Source organism: Herbiconiux sp. VKM Ac-1786 (assembly GCF_015350805.1).
Lineage (GTDB): Bacteria > Actinomycetota > Actinomycetes > Actinomycetales > Microbacteriaceae > Herbiconiux.
Genome location: NZ_JADKSG010000001.1, coordinates 1,610,025 through 1,626,201, shown reverse-complemented (window position 1 = coordinate 1,626,201; position 16,177 = coordinate 1,610,025). Strand labels below are relative to the sequence as shown.

The 16,177-nt window shown below is 72.6% G+C and carries 12 protein-coding genes; 6 read left to right on the top strand and 6 right to left on the bottom strand.

What is annotated here, in order from left to right:
• Positions 1–13 precede the first annotated feature (13 nt).
• Both mdlC and poxB read right to left on the bottom strand, forming a co-directional pair.
• Complete coding sequence (gene mdlC, locus ITJ64_RS08040; RefSeq protein ID WP_194680140.1) at positions 14–1,633, bottom strand: benzoylformate decarboxylase; 1,620 nt, start codon at positions 1,631–1,633, stop codon at positions 14–16.
• Between the two features lie 49 nt (positions 1,634–1,682).
• Positions 1,683–3,407, bottom strand: coding sequence for a ubiquinone-dependent pyruvate dehydrogenase (poxB, locus tag ITJ64_RS08035; protein WP_194680139.1), 1,725 nt, complete (start codon positions 3,405–3,407; stop codon positions 1,683–1,685).
• A 196-nt stretch (positions 3,408–3,603) separates the two neighbouring features.
• Between poxB and alsS the strand changes: the two genes are divergently transcribed.
• Both alsS and budA read left to right on the top strand, forming a co-directional pair.
• Positions 3,604–5,283, top strand: a complete 1,680-nt coding sequence (alsS, locus tag ITJ64_RS08030) for an acetolactate synthase AlsS (protein ID WP_194680138.1) — start codon at positions 3,604–3,606, stop codon at positions 5,281–5,283.
• Positions 5,280–6,035 (top strand): acetolactate decarboxylase, encoded by a 756-nt coding sequence (gene budA, locus ITJ64_RS08025; RefSeq protein ID WP_194680137.1) that lies wholly within the window; start codon positions 5,280–5,282, stop codon positions 6,033–6,035. Before alsS ends, budA begins: the two co-directional genes overlap by 4 nt.
• Positions 6,036–6,090: 55 nt before the next feature.
• Here the strand turns inward: budA and ITJ64_RS08020 are convergent, their stop codons facing one another.
• The gene (locus ITJ64_RS08020) at positions 6,091–6,804 is read right to left on the bottom strand and encodes a hypothetical protein (protein ID WP_194680136.1); all 714 of its coding nucleotides are present in this window, start codon (positions 6,802–6,804) and stop codon (positions 6,091–6,093) included.
• A 156-nt stretch (positions 6,805–6,960) separates the two neighbouring features.
• Between ITJ64_RS08020 and ITJ64_RS08015 the strand changes: the two genes are divergently transcribed.
• The 3 genes from ITJ64_RS08015 (at position 6,961) to ITJ64_RS08005 (ending at position 9,605) form a co-directional block, all read left to right on the top strand.
• Positions 6,961–7,521 carry a PepSY domain-containing protein gene (locus ITJ64_RS08015; protein WP_194680135.1) on the top strand — a complete coding sequence of 187 codons (561 nt, stop codon included), beginning with the start codon at positions 6,961–6,963 and terminating at the stop codon, positions 7,519–7,521.
• A gap of 70 nt (positions 7,522–7,591) precedes the next feature.
• Positions 7,592–8,266, top strand: a complete 675-nt coding sequence (locus ITJ64_RS08010) for a response regulator transcription factor (RefSeq protein ID WP_194680134.1) — start codon at positions 7,592–7,594, stop codon at positions 8,264–8,266.
• Positions 8,259–9,605, top strand: coding sequence for an ATP-binding protein (locus tag ITJ64_RS08005; protein WP_194680133.1), 1,347 nt, complete (start codon positions 8,259–8,261; stop codon positions 9,603–9,605). The genes ITJ64_RS08010 and ITJ64_RS08005 overlap by 8 nt, the downstream gene beginning before the upstream one ends.
• Positions 9,606–9,878: 273 nt before the next feature.
• Here the strand turns inward: ITJ64_RS08005 and ITJ64_RS08000 are convergent, their stop codons facing one another.
• A complete protein-coding gene (locus ITJ64_RS08000; protein ID WP_194680132.1) occupies positions 9,879–13,850 on the bottom strand; it encodes a glycoside hydrolase in 3,972 nt (1,323 codons plus the stop codon).
• A 277-nt stretch (positions 13,851–14,127) separates the two neighbouring features.
• Between ITJ64_RS08000 and ITJ64_RS19310 the strand changes: the two genes are divergently transcribed.
• Positions 14,128–14,952 carry a PrsW family glutamic-type intramembrane protease gene (locus ITJ64_RS19310; RefSeq protein ID WP_194680131.1) on the top strand — a complete coding sequence of 275 codons (825 nt, stop codon included), beginning with the start codon at positions 14,128–14,130 and terminating at the stop codon, positions 14,950–14,952.
• On the opposite strand, the gene ITJ64_RS07990 is transcribed toward ITJ64_RS19310, so the two are convergent.
• Together ITJ64_RS07990 and ITJ64_RS07985 are read right to left on the bottom strand one after the other, a co-directional pair.
• The gene (locus tag ITJ64_RS07990; protein ID WP_228508618.1) at positions 14,930–15,760 is read right to left on the bottom strand and encodes a hypothetical protein; all 831 of its coding nucleotides are present in this window, start codon (positions 15,758–15,760) and stop codon (positions 14,930–14,932) included. The two genes, ITJ64_RS19310 and ITJ64_RS07990, sit on opposite strands and share 23 nt — an antisense overlap.
• Complete coding sequence (locus ITJ64_RS07985; protein ID WP_194680130.1) at positions 15,757–16,047, bottom strand: hypothetical protein; 291 nt, start codon at positions 16,045–16,047, stop codon at positions 15,757–15,759. The genes ITJ64_RS07990 and ITJ64_RS07985 overlap by 4 nt, the downstream gene beginning before the upstream one ends.
• Positions 16,048–16,177: the final 130 nt, after the last annotated feature.

Here is a 16,177-nt window from a genome sequence, read left to right as displayed (position 1 = left end):
AGGCGGCGGGCCGTCAGATCAGCGGCGGCACGGTGGGGTCGATGGGCACCTCGATGAGGTGCGGGCCGCCGGCTTCCAGCGCCTCGAGCACGGCGTCGCGAACGGCGTCCGCGCCACCGTCGACCCGATGGCCCGGCACCCCGTAGGCACCGGCGTAGGCCACGGGATCGAGGCCGGGGAGGTCGAGGCCCGGCACCCGGTCGACCTTCTCGAAGACGGAGTACGCCTTGAGGATGTCGTAGGCGTCGTTGCGCATGACGATGGTGACGACGTCGGCGCCCTGCTGGGCGGCGGTCCAGAGCGCCTGCCCGGTGTACTGCAGCGAGCCGTCGCCGATGGTGGCGAGCACGGGGGTGCGCGGATCGGCGATGGCGGCGCCCACGGCGGCGGGCAAGCCGTAGCCGAGGCCGCCGTTCGGGGAGTTGAGGTAGCCGGCCGGCGCGAAGGTCACCGGCATGTGGGCGTGGAAGTCGGCGAGGTTCGACGGCGACTCGTTGGTCAGGCGCAGCCGGGCGGGCAGGGCCGGCCCGAGGGTGGCGAACAGCTCGGCCGGCGTCACCGGCTGACCGGCGGATGCGCCCTGCGGAGTCGGGGCCGGGGCGCGCCGTGGCGGCGTGGGCCGGTCGGTGGCCGGGGCGCTGTCGGCCGCCCGACGGAGCGCCGCCAGCGCGAGCGCCGGGTCACCGAGCAGGGCGTCGCCGAGCGGGGCACGGGCGAGTTCGTCGGGGTCCTCGCTGATCTGGATGAGCCGGGTCCCCGTCGCCACGACCCGGCCGGGCACGTCGGGGTAGGTGGTGAACACCGCCGCCCCGACGACCAGCACGAGGTCGTGGCCGGCCAGCGCGTCGTTGATGAGCTGGTAGCCGAACGGCAGGTAGCCCGCGAAGAGCGGGGAGTCGCTGGGGAAGACGCTCCGCCCGCTGCTCGGCGCCGCCCAGACGGGCAGGTTCTGGCGCTCCGCGAGGGCGATGGCGTCGTCGCGGCCGCCGAGGGCGTCTGCCGAGAGGCCGAGCACGAGCACCGGGTTGCGGGCCGCGGCGAGCGCCTCAGCCACCTCGCGCAGCGCCGCCGGGTCGGGGGCGGCGCGCAGCGCCATCGCCCGCGCGGCCAGGTCGGCGGTCTGATCGTCGTCGGCGGTCTGGTCGTAGTCGTCCATCGGCAGCGAGAGGAAGACCGGACCCCGGGGCGGGGACATCGCCAGGTGCACGGCCCGGGCGAGGGCGGCCGGCACGTCCTGCGGTCGCGGCGGCTCGAAGGCGAACTTGACCGCCGGCTTGGGCAGCAGCGTCGGTTCGTCGTTCGTCAGCCACTGGCGCGAGGTCTGCATCGAGCGCACCTGGTTGCCGGCCGTCATGACGAGCGGTGCGCGACTGTCGCGCGCGGTCAGGAGGGCCCCCATCGCGTTTCCGATGCCCGGGGCGGTGTGCAGGTTCACCAGCACCGGGCCGCCGGTGACCTGGGCGAACCCGTCGGCCATCGAGGTCACGGCGCCTTCCTGCAGGCCCAGGACGTAGCGCAGGTGATCGGGGAAGTCGGCCAGGTACGTCATCTCGGTCGACCCCGGGTTGCCGAACACGGTCGTCATGCCGAGCTCGGCCGCGAGGCTCCAGAACTGTTCGCGAACTGTACTCATCGGTCGCCCCTGTCGTCAGATGAATCGGTCGTTCAGATGAACCGGCTGGTCAGATGAACTGGCGGAAGTTGGTCGACGCCAGGTCGAGCAGCTCGTCCCCGCGCCCGCTCAGCACGGTGCGGATGGCGTAGAGCGTGAAGCCCTTCGCCTGCTCGAGGGTCACGTTGGGCGGCATCGAGAGCTCCTGACGGTCGGTGCGCACCGAGATCAGGGCCGGGCCGTCGTGGGCGAGGGCCTTCGCCATCGCGTCCTCGAGCTGGTCGGATTCGTCCACCCGGAAGCCGGCGATTCCGATCGCCTCGGCGACGGCGGCGAAATCGGGGTTCTTCAGCTCCGTGCCGAAGCTCGGGAACCCCGCCGCCTTCATCTCCAGCTCGACGAAGTTCAGTGACGAGTTGTCGAAGACCACGATCTTCACCGGCAGATCGTTCTGCACGATCGTGATGAGTTCCCCGAGCAGCATCGTCAGCCCTCCGTCGCCCGCCATGGCGACGATCTGCCGGTCGGGGAAGGTCGACTGGGCGCCGATGGCGTGCGAGACCGCGTTCGCCATCGAGCCGTGCACGAACGAGCCGATCACCCGGCGCTTCCCGTTCATGGTGAGATATCGCGCCGCCCAGATCACCGGCGATCCGACGTCGGGGATGAACACGGTGTCGTCGTCGGCGAGGCGGTCGAGCACCCGGGCGACGTACTGCGGGTGCAGCGGCTTCCCGTGCCCGGAGGGGACGGCGAGGTCGTCGAGCTTCTCCCGCGTGCGGCGGTAGTGCGCGCGGGCCTCGTCGAGGTGGTGGCTGTGACGCGAGCCGGTCAGCAGGGGGAGGAGGGCCTCGGCCGTGTCCTTGACGGTGCCGACGAGCCCGATGTCGATCGGGTGCCGCCCGCCGAGCTGCTCACCGCGGATGTCGACCTGGATGTACTTCGCCCGCGAGGGGTAGAACTGCTGGTAGGGGAAGTCGGTGCCGAGCATGAGCACCACGTCCGCGTCCTCCATGGCCCGATAGCCGGAGGCGAAGCCGAGCAGCCCGGTCATGCCGACGTCGTACGGGTTGTCCCACTCGATGTGCTCCTTGCCGCGGAGGGCGTGCACGATCGGCGCCTGCAGGCGCTCGGCGAGGGCGATGACCTCGTCGTGGGCCCCCTGAACGCCCGCACCCGCCAGGATCGTGACCCGGCTCGCGTGGTTGAGCATCTCGGCGCTGCGCCCCAGCTCCGCCTCCGAGGGCAGGATGCGCGGCTTGGCCTGCTCCACGCGCACCGCGCGGTGGTGCTCGGAGTGGGCGAGCAGCACGTCGCCGGGGATGACGAGCACCGCGACCCCGCGCTTCTCCACCGCGGCCCGCATCGCGATCTCGAGCAGGCGCGGCATCTGCGAGGTGTCGGCCACGTACTCGACGTAGACCGAGCACTCCCGGAAGAGCTCCTGCGGATGGGTCTCCTGGAAGTAGCCGGAGCCGATCTCGGCGGTGGGGATGTGGGCGGCGATGGCGAGCACGGGCACGCGCGACCGGTTCGCGTCGTAGAGACCGTTGATCAGATGCAGGTTGCCCGGGCCGCAGCTCCCGGCGCAGACGGCCAGCTCTCCCGTGAGCTCGGCCGAGGAGGCCGCGGCGAAGGCGGCCGCCTCCTCGTGCCGGACGTGCACCCAGTCGATGCGGCCGTCCTTCCGCAGCGCATCCGTGAACCCGTTCAGCGAATCGCCCGGCAGACCGTAGATCCGGCGGATGCCGTTCTCGCGAAGCGTGGCGACGATGGTCTCGGCGACGGTCGACATGGTGGCCCTTCTCCCTGCGTGAGTGGAACATCTCCAACACTTGGAGAAGCCGCCCGGTTTGGCAAGCGAGTCGACCGGGTTCTCGACAATGCGCGCACGGTGTTGCGCGCACGGTCCAGTGACGGCGGGAGCGGGCATCCGTAGGTTTTCGACACCAGGGGCACTGCCGGCCCCTCTGTGACGAAGGAGAGAACGGATGCTCGAGATCGAACCGTCCCGCAGCGCGAACCACGTCCTGGACATCGTGTCCTCAGCCGGAGTGAAGTGGATCTTCGGCATCCCCGGAGCGAAGGTCGACGCCGTCTTCGACGCGACGAACGACGAGGGGCCGGAGCTGATCGTCTGCCGCCACGAGCAGAACGCCGCCTTCATGGCGGCCGCCGTCGGCCGCCTCACGGGGGTGCCCGGAGTCGTGCTGGTGACCTCGGGCCCCGGCACCACGAACCTCGCCACCGGCCTCCTCACCGCCAACACCGAGCAGGACCCGGTCGTGGCCCTCGCCGGTGCCGTGCAGCTCTCCGACCGCCTGAAGCGCACCCACCAGTCGATGGATGCAGCCGCCTTCCTCGGCACGGTCACCAAGTCCACCGTCGAGTCGACCGACCCCGACGACGTGTCCGAAGCGGTCGTCAACGCCTTCCGCTCCGCGATGACCGAGCCCAAGGGCGCGACGGCCGTCGTGCTCTCGGCCAGTGTCATGGCCGGGGCGACCACCGCCGTGTCCGAGGGGGGCCGGATGCTCGCCGTGCCGAAGCTCGGACCTGCCGCCCAGGCCGACATCGACCTCGCGGCGGGGTTGATCCGCGCCGCCGAGCGCCCGGTGCTGCTGGTCGGCCTCCGCGGCGCCGACGTGGAGAGCACCCGCGCCCTGCGCGCCCTGCTCACCGAGACCGAACTGCCGGTGATCGAGACCTTCCAGGCCGCCGGCCTCGTCTCGCGGGAGCTCGAGGACCACTACCTCGGGCGGGTGGGCCTGTTCAAGAACCAGCCCGCCGACATCACGCTGAACGAGTCCGACCTCGTGATCGCCGTCGGCTACGACGCGGTGGAGTACGACCCCGTGATCTGGAACTCCGAGGTCGAGCGCCGGGTCATCCACATCGACTCCGTCCCGGCCGCGTACGACAACCACTACCGGCCGAGCCTGGAGCTCCGGGGCGACGTCGCCGCCACCGTCGACGCGCTGCGGCCCGCCATCGCAGGGCTGAAGCTCTCCGCGGCCGCGGCCGAGAGCGCGGCGAAGCGCCGCCAGGACCTCGCCGCCATCGACGACGCGGCGCGCGAGGCCGACGCGGGCGAGGGCCTCGTCGACCCGGCACGACTGGTGCTGCAGCTGCGCGAGATCCTCGACGACGACGCCACGGTCGCGTGCGACATCGGCTCGAACTACATCTTCATGGCCCGCCACTTCCGCGTCTACGAGCCCCGGCACCTGCTGTTCTCCAACGGCCAGCAGACCCTCGGCGTCTCGCTGCCCTGGGGCATCGCGTCGGCGCTGGTGCGGCCCGGCACGCAGGTCGTGTCCGTCTCCGGCGACGGCGGCTTCCTGTTCTCGGCGCAGGAGCTGGAGACCGCCAAGCGGCTCGGCGTCTCGTTCACGCACATCATCATGCGCGACAACACCTACAACATGGTGGCGTTCCAGGAGCAGCTGAAGTACGGCCGCACCTCGGGCATCCAGCTCGGCGACTACGACACGGTCGCCTTCGCCGAGGCGTTCGGCGCGAAAGGACGCCGGGTCACGGGCTACGAGGAGTTCGAGGCCGCCCTGCGGGAATCGCTCGCGGAGGACGGGGTGTCGATCATCGACATCGCGGTCGACTACAGCCGCAATGCCGACATCGCCGCCGAGCTCGACGAGGAGTCCTTCGAATGAGCTCCTCCGTCGACACCCAGGACGACTACGCCGTCTACCAGACCTCGACCATGGCGGCCCTGCTGTCGGGGCTCTACGACGGCGACGTCACCATCGAGCAGCTCCTCACGCACGGTGACTTCGGGCTCGGCACCTTCAACCACCTCGACGGTGAGATGGTCGTGCTCGGCGGGATCTGCTACCACCTCCGCGATGACGGCAGCGTGCACATCGCGTCGCCCACGGACAAGACGCCGTTCGCCGCGGTGATGCACTTCCGCAGCACCCAGAGCTTCGACGTCACGGTGCCGACCTCGTTGGCCGACCTCACGACGCGGATCGACCACGTCACCGACGGCGTGAACCTGCCCGTGGCGGTGCGGGTCGACGGCACCTTCGCGCCGCTGCGCACCCGCACGGTCGGCGAGCAGCAGAAGCCGTACCCGCCGCTGACCGAGGCCGCCGCGCACGAGGCGATCAGCACCCTCGACGAGACACGGGGCACCGTGGCCGGCTTCCGCACCCCGTCGTTCGAGGCCGCGATCTCGGTGGCCGGCTACCACCTGCACTACGTCGACGACAGCCGCAGCCACGGCGGGCACGTGCTCGACCTCACCCTCACCGGGGGCCGGGTCTCGATCGCCCCCATCTCGGAGCTGCGGCTCGTGCTGCCCGACACGGCCGACTACCGCGCCGCGAGCATCGACCTGGCCGACCTTCAACGGCAGGAGCAGCAGGCGGAGGGATCGGCGGGGGCGGGGCGTTCCGGCTGACGCGCGGCGCGGGCGCGAGCATCCGCACCTATCGACACGGTCAGCGGCCAGACGGTCAGCGAGCCGATTCGTCGTGTCGGCGGGTGCTCTGCACGAAGCGGCGCAGGGCCGCGTAGCGGTACTCCTGGTAGAGGCCGTGCAGCACGGCCAGGAGCGCAGCGGTGCCGAGGCCGATCAGGATGGACGCGGTGGGCAGGGACGTCGTCTGCACGACGATGATGGCGACGCCCGCCCCCGCGACCATCGAGTTCACGACGGCGATCACGGTGGCGGTCGTGAAGAAGACGCCGATCCAGGACTGCCGGCGGCCGATGGGCAGCATCTCGTTCGGGCCGTGCGGGCCGGTCGGGCGCGGGAAGTACTTCGCCGCGCCCGGCAGCGTCGTCGCGTAGACCGCGCGGATGCGCTGGATCGCCTCGAGGGCGGCGACGTCCTCGAGGGAGATCTCGACGAGGCGCTCGTACGAGAAGATGCCGAGGAGGAAGATCACCGGGATCACGACCATGAGGAACCCCAGCGCGTAGTCGGTCTGCGCGAGGAAGCCGAAGGCGACGAGGCTGCTGGAGAGCGTCGTGAGGTACAGGGCGGCGCGGCTGCTGGCCTCGCTCACGGTGATGCCCCGCGCGGACTCCAGCACGAAGTGCTCGTTCATCAGCGCGCTGTAGAAGGCGCCGGCCCGGTCGGACAGCGCCGCGATCGCCTCGTCGGCGGTCGGCAGCTCGCCGGGCTCGGCCGGCTGGGGTCGCGCTCGCGCGTCGTCGTCAGTCATCGAGGCCGAGCCTAGGCGTCCGCGGCGCGGGGAGGGAGACCCGCACGCGGACTTGCACCTTCTGTCGGACGCTTCAGGCTGGCTTCAGCGGCGGGTCGGCAGTGTGGGGGTGTTCGCACGCAGTGCGTGTCCACTCGCTTCACGAAGGAGAACCCCATGCAGAAGAAGACGAAGATCATCGGCGGAGCGGCCCTGGCGGCCGTGCTCGTGCTCGGCGGCACCGGGATCGCGTATGCCGCGACCGACGGGTTCGAGGGGTCCGACGCGCTGACGGGGGGTGACCTCGACCGCGCGGCGACCGTGGCCTCCGAGGAGATCGGCGGCGGGTCGGTGACCTCGGCCGAGCGCGACGACGACGGGTACGAGCTCGAGCTGAAGGGCGACGACGGGCGGTACTACGAGGTCGAGCTGGACGGGTCGTTCGGGGTCGTGTCGAGCAGCGCGGACGACCGGGTGGGTGACACCGGCGGCACCGATGACGTCGGTGCCGCCGCGGGTGCGGGCAGCGCATCCGTCTACCCCGACGACCTGCAGGGCGAGGAGCTCGAGAAGGCCTCGGCCGCCGCGATCGCCGAGGCCGGCGGCGGCACCGTGACCGACGCCGAGACGAGCGGCGACGCCGACCACGCCTACGACGTCGAGGTGCGACTGGATGACGGCACCGAGGTCGACATCGACCTCGACGCCTCGTTCGGGGTCGTGCGCACCGAGAAGTAGGGGCGAGACCCGGGGCGGGCCGGCGATGTCGGCCCGCCCTTGTAGCGTTGACGGAGCGGAGGGAGACCGGATGCGCATCCTCGTGATCGACGACGAGCTGAACCTGCTGCGCGCCGTCGAGACCGGGCTCGAGGCCGAGGGCTTCGCCGTCGATACCGCCACGAACGGCACCGACGGGCTGTGGCTCGCCCGCGAGAACGACTACGCCGCCATCGTGCTCGACCTCATGCTGCCGGGCATGAGCGGGTTCCGCATCTGCTCCGAGCTTCGGCGGGCTGGCGACTGGACGCCCGTGATCATGCTCACCGCGAAGGACGGCGACCTCGACCAGGTCGAGGCGCTCGACACCGGGGCCGACGACTACCTCACCAAGCCGTTCTCGTTCCGGGTGCTGGTGGCGCGGCTGCGGGCGCTGATCCGACGTGGGGGTGCCGAACGACCGACCGTGCTCACCGTCGGCGACCTCGCGCTCGACCCGGCGACCAAGCGGGTCACGCGTGGCGACGTGCCGATCGAGCTGACGACGCGCGAGTTCAGCGTGCTGGAGTTCCTCGTCTCGCGGGCGGGTCAGGTGGTGTCGAAGCGCGAGGTGCTCGGGGCGGTGTGGGACTTCGACTTCGAGGGCGATCCGAACATCGTCGAGGTGTACGTGCGGCACCTGCGCAACAAGGTCGACCGGCCGTTCGGGCGGGCGTCGATCGAGACGATGCGGGGGTCGGGGTACCGGGTGGTCGACGATGGGTGAGCGCCGCCGCTTCCGCTCGGTGCGGGCGCGCATCACGGTGATCACGACGCTCGTGGTGGCGGTGTCGGCGGGGCTCGGCGGGGCGGGGTTCGCGTTCGTGCTGTCGCAGAGTCTGCTCGACCAGGCGACCACCGCCGCCGAGCTCGAGCTCGACCGGTTCGAGGCCGCGGTCGACGCGGGTGGACCGGGTGCGCTCGCCGAGCTCGACGGGTACGCGCAGGTGGTGCGCGACGGGGTGGTGCTGGGGGCCTCCGACGAGCTCGAGGATGCGCCGCCGCTCGTCACGGCCGGCGACGACGACGGCGACGGCGATGCCGGCGACCTCACGGGCCGGGTGGTCTCCGTGCCGGGCGACGACGATCGGCTCGTCGTCGCGGCCAAGGAGGTCGACGACGGGCTGCTCGTCGCCGGCGTCGACGACGGGCCGCGCGCCGAGGCCGTCGGCACCACCGTCGTGCTGCTGCTCGTGGCCGTGCCGCTGCTCGTCGCCGCCATGGCCCTCGTGACCTGGCTCGCCGTGGGGAGGGCCCTGCGGCCGGTCGAGCGCATCCGTCACGACACCGAGCAGGTGACCGCCGCCGACCTCGGCCGCCGCATCGCCACCCCCGGATCGGGCGACGAGATCGACCGCCTCGCCCAGACCATGAACCGCATGCTCGAGCGCCTCGACGAGAGTCAGCGCCGGCAGCGCCGCTTCGTGTCCGACGCCTCGCACGAGCTGCGCTCCCCCATCAGCGCCCTGCGCCAGAACGCCGAGGTCGCCCTCGCCTACCCCGACCGCCTGCCGGTCGAGCGCCTCGGGCGCACCGTCGCCGAGGAGTCCGCCCGGATGGCCGAGCTCGTCGACGGCCTGCTGCTGCTCGCGCGCGCCGACGAGCGGGGCCTGGTTCCGGATGCCCGTGACGTCGACCTCGACGACCTCGCCCTCGCCGAGGCGCGGCGGCTCCGCGCGCTCGCTCCCCAGCTGACGATCGACGCGACCGGCGTCTCGGCGGCGCGCACGCACGGCGACTCCCGGATGCTCGAGCGAGCCCTCCGCAACCTCGGCGACAACGCGGCGCGGCACGCCCGCGGGCGCATCGCGATCGCGTGCACCGTCCTCGACGGCGCCGCCGTGCTCACCGTGGACGACGACGGACCGGGCATCCCGCCCGCCGAGCGCTCCCGCGTCTTCGAGCGCTTCGTGCGGCTCGACGACTCGCGTGCGCGCGACAGCGGCGGATCGGGGCTCGGCCTGCCGATCGTCGCCTCGATCGCGGCGGCACACGGAGGCACGGCCACCGCCGCGGCGTCGCCCCTCGGCGGGGCCCGCCTCGAGCTCCGCCTCCCGCCCGCCTGACCCCGCGCGGCCATCGACCCGTCGCAAACCGCCCTCTCGATGCGCTGAGAGGGCGGTTCGCGACGGCTCGGTGGGAGAAGGGCCCGGCCCGGCCCGAAATGGTGGGATGCGGCATACCAGGGTGCTCCGCGCACGCCTGGGCGGCGCCGCCGCTCCAGGGGGCGCGGTGCCGGCCACGCGTGTCCGAGCCCTCGCCCGAGACGCGGATGCGGCGCACCGGGGTGGTGCGCCGCATCCGTGTGGGTGGGCCTGGTTCAGGCCTGGTGGGTGGGGTCAGGCGCGGCGGTGGCGGCGGAGGCCGAGGGCCAGGCCGCCGAGGAGCAGCGCCAGGAGGCCGCCGGCCACGAGGGGCAGCGGGGCCGCGCCGGTCGAGGCGAGGCCGCCGGAGCCCGAGCCGCCGGAGCCGGAGCCGGAGCCACCCGAGCCGGTGCCGCCCGAGCCCGAGCCGTCGCCGGGACCACCGGGCGCGCCGGGAGTCCCGGGCGTCCCGGGCGTCCCGGGCGTTCCGGGCGAACCCGGGGTGCCCGGGGTGCCGGGGTCGCCGGGCGTGCCCGGGTCGACCGGCGGCACGACCGCCGCCGCGATGGCGACGGCTGCCGAATCCGCCGTCGCCGCGCGGTACCCGTCCGCGCCCGCGGTGACCCGCGCCGAGACGGTGTGGTCCGCATCCGCCGCGACCGGCGTGTACCCGAGACCGGTGGCCCCGTCGATGGGGGCCCCGTCGCGCATCCACTGCACCGAAGCAGAAGCCGCAGCCGGGTCGGTCGTCACGACGACCGAGAGCGGCGAGCCGACGCGGTACGCCCCGTCGACCTGCGTGCCCGACACCACCGCCGACACCGCGACCGCCCGGTCGAAGCGCACCGTGTAGCTCGTGACGCCGACGCCGTCGGGCGCCGTGACGGTCACGGTCGCGACCGCGCCGTTCGCATCCGTCGCCGGATCGATGGCCACCGTCGCGTCGGTGTCGACCGCGAAGGCCTGCAGCACCGGGATGCGCGACCCCGACGACGGCACCGTGTACACGGTGGTCGCCGGGTCGAAGCCCTCGATCGCCACGCCGTCGACCGCGAGCCGCGCGAGCTGCGACACCGTCGAGACGCCGGCCGCGGTGGCGTAGATCTCCACCTCCGACACGATCATGTGCGTGTCCGGTTTCGCCGTGAGCGTCGCCCGCACCGCCGAGGCCTGCACGCCGCCGAGGGCGACGTCGACCACGGGAGCGGTTCCGTCGGGCGAGACGACGGCGGTCGGAGCATCCGGAGCCGCCACCCAGTCACCCGCCGGCGTGCGGTACTCGACGGTCAGCGAGGTCGGCCAGGTCTCGGAGGACCCGTCCTTCCAGAAGCGCAGCGTGACGCTGTCGACCGTCTTGACCGAGCCGAGGTCGTAGCTCAGCGTGTCGGACTCGCGCTTCGAGCTGCTCACCCAGTTCGACCAGCCCTTGTCGTCGAGCACCCGGTTGCGGGTGGCGTCGACGCTGTAACCCGGCTCGGTGAAGGTGGCCGAGGCGGTCGTCGCCGCATCCGGAGCCACGTTCGACGAGCCCGGCACGGTGACGATCAGCGAGAGCGTCGCCGAAAGAGCCGGAGCAGCGGGGTCGTTCGAGACCGCCTCACCCGGCACCGTCACCACGCCGGCCGACATCAGATCGGCAGAGGTGACACCCGAGAAGTCCCAGGTCACGGCTGCGTCGTAGCTCGTCGGGCTCGCGCCGATGCGGGCGGGCACAGTGGCCGGCGCCGCGTCGATCACGCTCTGCAGCTCGGCCCCCTCGTAGGTGGTCAGCGAGACCGGGTCGGTCGACGTGAAGCCGCCGACCTCCACGGTGGCGGATGCGCTGTCGAACGCCGTGCCGAACGCGTCCGTTCCCGAACCGGTCACCGTGACGGTGCCGGGGGTGCTCCAGTCCAGGCCCTCGGTGTTCCAGGTGACCGGCACCGCGATGCCGGCGCCCGAGCCGTAGATCGGGGTGACCGTCGCGGGCAGCACCGGAGCGACCCCGGCGACCGTGTTCACCGTGACGGGCTGGAAGCCCTGCAGCGCCGTGTCGCGGAAGCCCCACGCCTGGTTGGCGCCGTTGTTCGACTGGTAGACGTTCACCGGGGCGCCCTCGTCGGTCGACTGTCCGGGCACCTCCAGGGCGGTCGCGGTCTGGGCGTTGACCAGCGACCAGCTCGCGCCGGTCGAGGTCGTCAGGATCCACTGGCTCGACCGGTCGGCCGCCGCCTGCTCGGGCGTCTGGTCGCGCAGCACGACACCGTCGGACGTGGCGGCGAGCACCTGCCCGTTCGCACCCCGGAGCACGTAGCGCTCGGAGTTGCTGAGGCCGTCGGTGAGCTTGTCGACCGTCCAGAGCTGGCCGGCCGCGTTCTCAGCGGTGGTGGCGGTGATGACCGCGCCGGGCGCCTCACCGGTGGCGATGGCGCCGTTCGGCGTCAGAGCCTTGCCGCTCTGCGTGCCGACGATCTGGTAGGCCGAACCGTCCTCGAGCGGGATCGCCGTGTCGGCCACGCCGCTGACGCCCGACACCACGAAGGTCGACACCGAGCGGGCGGGAACCGTGACGGTGACCGTCTTCGACGTCGCGTCGACCGGCACCGCCGCACCCTCGACGAGGGCGTTCGCCGTCACGTCGTCGGCGGGCGACTCGGTGGTGACGATCGGGGTGAGGGTGGCTCCGGGAGCGATGGTGCCGAACTCCGACAGGTCGACCGTGACCGCGCGGTCGCTGGTCGACGGGTTCGCGTGCACCAGGGTGACGCCGCTGCCGTCGGCCTTCAGGGCAGTGGTGGTCTGCGCATCCGTCGAGGGGATGATGTGGTCACCGGGACGGATGTAGTGCGTGAAGTTGCGGATCGTGTTGTACTTCGCGTTCGTCTCGACCTTGCAGCTCGGGTCGGCGTCGCCGTCGGCGAGGCGCCGCACGCTGTCGCCGTCGGCGTTGCAGTCGAAGTCGATCTGCACGCTGCCCCAGTTGAGCTTCTCGACCTTCTCCATGTTGTAGGCGTCCTCGACCGGCTGCCAGAGCACCCAGGCGCTCGGCTCGAGCTCGCGCAGGTCGTCGGTGATGCGGGCCGCGACGCCCAGGCCGTTGGCGATGTTGGTCTGGTTGTTGACGCCGGAGCCGTCCCAGTCGCCCTCGATCTCGCTCATCCAGAGCGGCTTGTCGGCCGCCTTGGCGATGTCGCGGGCGTAGGGGCGGCCGCCGGTGCCGTAGGTGTGCACGTTCAGCTGGTCGACCTCGGCCTTGGCCTCGTCGCTCCAGGTGTTCCAGTTGGTGGCGAACAGGCCGGGGTTCGTCTCGTCCATGGCCGAGATCACGGCGTCGGTGGTCGTGGTGTCCTCGGCGAGCTCGGCGGCGAGGGCCTTGATGACCTCGTCCTGCACCTCGGGGCCGATGTGGGCGCCCTCCTGACCGCCTTGCTTGGGCCATCCGGTCGACTCGTCAAGGTTCGTGCCCCAGTAGTTCGTGTTGGGCTCGTTGAACGGGTCGACGGTGTCGAAGCGGATGCCCTCCTGCTCCTCCACGGACTGCACCACCGTCTTCAGGTAGGCCACGTAGTCACCGATCGCCTCGGGCTTCAGCTGCTCGGCGCTCGAGTCGAAGCCGCCGGAGACGAAGCCGCTCTCGGTCATGAAGTAGGGCGGGGAGTTGTTGAAGGCCTCCCATTTGGTGATGCGGCTCTTCAGCTGCTCGACCCACCAGCGCTGGGTCTCGTCGGCGGAGAAGTCGTAGGACGCCGGGTCGTCGGGGTTCCAGGCGGCGGCGTAGCGGTCGCGGTCGGCGTAGTCGGAGGTGATGGGGCCGTCGGCGTCGCTCGCGTCGAGGTCGGGGTTCCACCAGCCGTCGACCGCCGCGCCCTGGCGGAGGTAGGGCGGCACGTCGGAGGCGTTGCCGCCGCCGATGTTGTAGCGGGCGATGTTGAGGTTCAGGCCGTCCTCGCCGAAGACCTTGTCGAAGAGGTCCTGGCGAACCTCGGCGGGGTAGTCGCCGGTGGCGTTGGCGAACCAGACGAGGCTGGTGCCCCAGCCCTCGAAGGCCTGGTTCTGGTAGGCGGGGTTGGGGGTGATGGTGAGGGGGGTTGGGGCTGCGGCCTGTGGGGCTGCGGCTGCGGGGGCTCCTCCACTCGAGGGCGAGGCGGAGGCGGAGGCCGCGGCGCCGCCGCCGAGCGCCGAGGCGCCGAGCAGCAGAGCGATCGACCCCGCCACGGCGGCCGTGCGGGCGCGTGACGACGATGTCATGGAAGTCCTTCGTTGGAGTGCCTGTTTGCGTGAACATCATGGCACCCCCCATTGTGGTCACGCAAACATTTCCGCCACATCCGTCGTGCTGGTTCGTCACGCGGCCGCACCCGGGCCACCTGCGGCCGCGGTCGACCCTCGGCCCCCGAGCGCGTGACCGCCACCGCGGACCCACGGCCCCGTGAGCGTGACTGCCAGCGCGGTCCCTTGCCTCCGTGCGTGTGCCGCTGCCACAGTGGGGACGGCAGCCGCCGCTGCCTCGGACTCGGGTGGGGACGTGACTCAGACGCTGACAGGCACCACCGGGCCACGCACCGGACGGCGGGCGGGCGCGTCGATCGGGCTGTATCTCCTGCTCGTGGTGGCCGGGCTCGTGGTGGTGACGCCGTCGCTCCTGGCACTGCCGGATCCCGAGTTGACGACCCGCATCAGCCTCGGGCTCACCACGCTTGCGCTGGGTGCGGCCGGTCTCGTGCTGCTGCCACGGTCACGCCTCCGCGTCGCGACGGTGCTCCCGGCGCTCGTGATGGGCGCGTCGTTCTGTGCCGGCAGCGCGTTGACGCTGGATCGGCTCGCCTCGGGTCCTCGGATGAACGAGCAGCTGACGGGGCCCTTCGCCGAGGAGATCGTGCTGCTGATCGGGGCGGTCTCGGCGCTGCTGGTCGCGCGCAACCGGCTGCACGGGCCACTGGACGGACTCGTCATCGGTTTCGGCGTCGGCACCGGGCTCGCCGTGATGCAGGTCGTCCTCTCCGCTGCCGAGCCACCCGAGGCGGCATCGGTCGGGGTGGTCGTGCTCTGGCAGGTGCTCTCGGGGCTCGCGACCCAGGCGGTGCCCGGTGCCGTCCTCGGGGCGACCGCCGCCTACGTACTGGTCTCGCGCGGTCGTCGCTGGGACGTCGTGATCGCCGGACTCGCCGCGCTACTCGTGCTGCACCTCGGCTGGGAGGCGTCGCTGCTTGTCCTCTCCGGCCGTCGGGCGGTGCCGGTGGTGCTGCTGCTGTTCGCGGTCGGCATCGCGCTCCTGCTGATCACCCGTCGGGTCGCCACGCGGTTCGAGGCGCAGGAGGCTGCCGCCGTCAGACCGGCGGTGCGAGGGTGAGCCAGCGTTCGTCGACGATGTAGCCCAGGGCGTGGGAGGCGGCGAGGCTCGCCGCGTTCTCGGTGGCGCCGCCGGTGCGGAAGCGGCGGTGGCCGTCGGCGAGCAGGGCCAGCACGGAGGCCGCCTTGACCGCCGAGCCGAGGCCGCGGCCGCGCCAGTCGCGCGCCACCACCGTGAAGTCGGTCTCGACCGCCTCGACCGCCGTCGGGTCGGCGGGGTCGGCGGGGTCGGCGGGGTCGGCGGATGCTCGGGCGGCAGCGGGCTCGGCGGTGAAGGTCATGGCGAGCAGCGAGGGGGCGGCGCCGGGGGCGAGGGCACGGGCGAAGGCGCCCCAGGCTCGGCGGGCGGGGGCGGGGCGGGCGGTCGTCGGGGTGAGGGGGTCATGCTGGGTGGCCGGGCCTCCGGGGTAGTCGGGGAGGGTGGCGCGGTCGAGGGCGAGGGCGGCGTCCGCGTCGGCGGGGGTGAGTTCTCGGATGCGCGCGAGCGGCGACACCCGCGCCACGAGACGCTCGAGGCGGGCGACGACGGCCGCCTCGTCGGCAGCGGACACCCGGAGTTCGGCGGCCCACGAGGACGCGACGGCGGTCCAGCCGGCGCGGACGAGGTCGGCGGTGGCGGGAGCATCCGCTCGCACCGTCACCGCACCCGGCGGCACCACCGCGGCGAGTGGCGCGGCCGCGGCCACCGGCACGACGGCGGCATGAGGATCGACGGCGGCACCGGGCTCGGCCGCGGCCAGCGGCACGACGGCGGCAGGAGGGTCGACGGCGGCACCGGGCTGGGGCGCGGGCGGCGGGGCGGCGGTCACGGGGCCGTGAAGGTGCCCCAGAAGAAGCCCGAGAGCCAGATGGGGGCCGTCGAGACGATGGCCGTGACGACCGCCGCGATCAGGAGCGCCACGACCGGGACGATGACCGCGAGCAGCACGCCGAGCGAGATGCCCGCCTGGGCCGCGCGCACGCCGGGGCGGTCGGGGACGTCGGTCTCGTTGTCGGCGATGAGGCGCGTGAGCTCGTCGGCCTCCGGCGCGGCGCCGGAGCCTGAGCCGGAGCCGGGGCCGGGGAGTGGAGCGGGGGTGCTGCCGGGGTGGGACATGGTCGTCCCATCCTACGGACGGCACCCCCGACACGCCCGGACGCCGAGCCCACGACCGCGCCGACCGACAGCGCAGCCGGCAGGCCAGCGAGCCAGCAGGCCAGCGGGCCCGCGAGCCAGCGGGCCAACG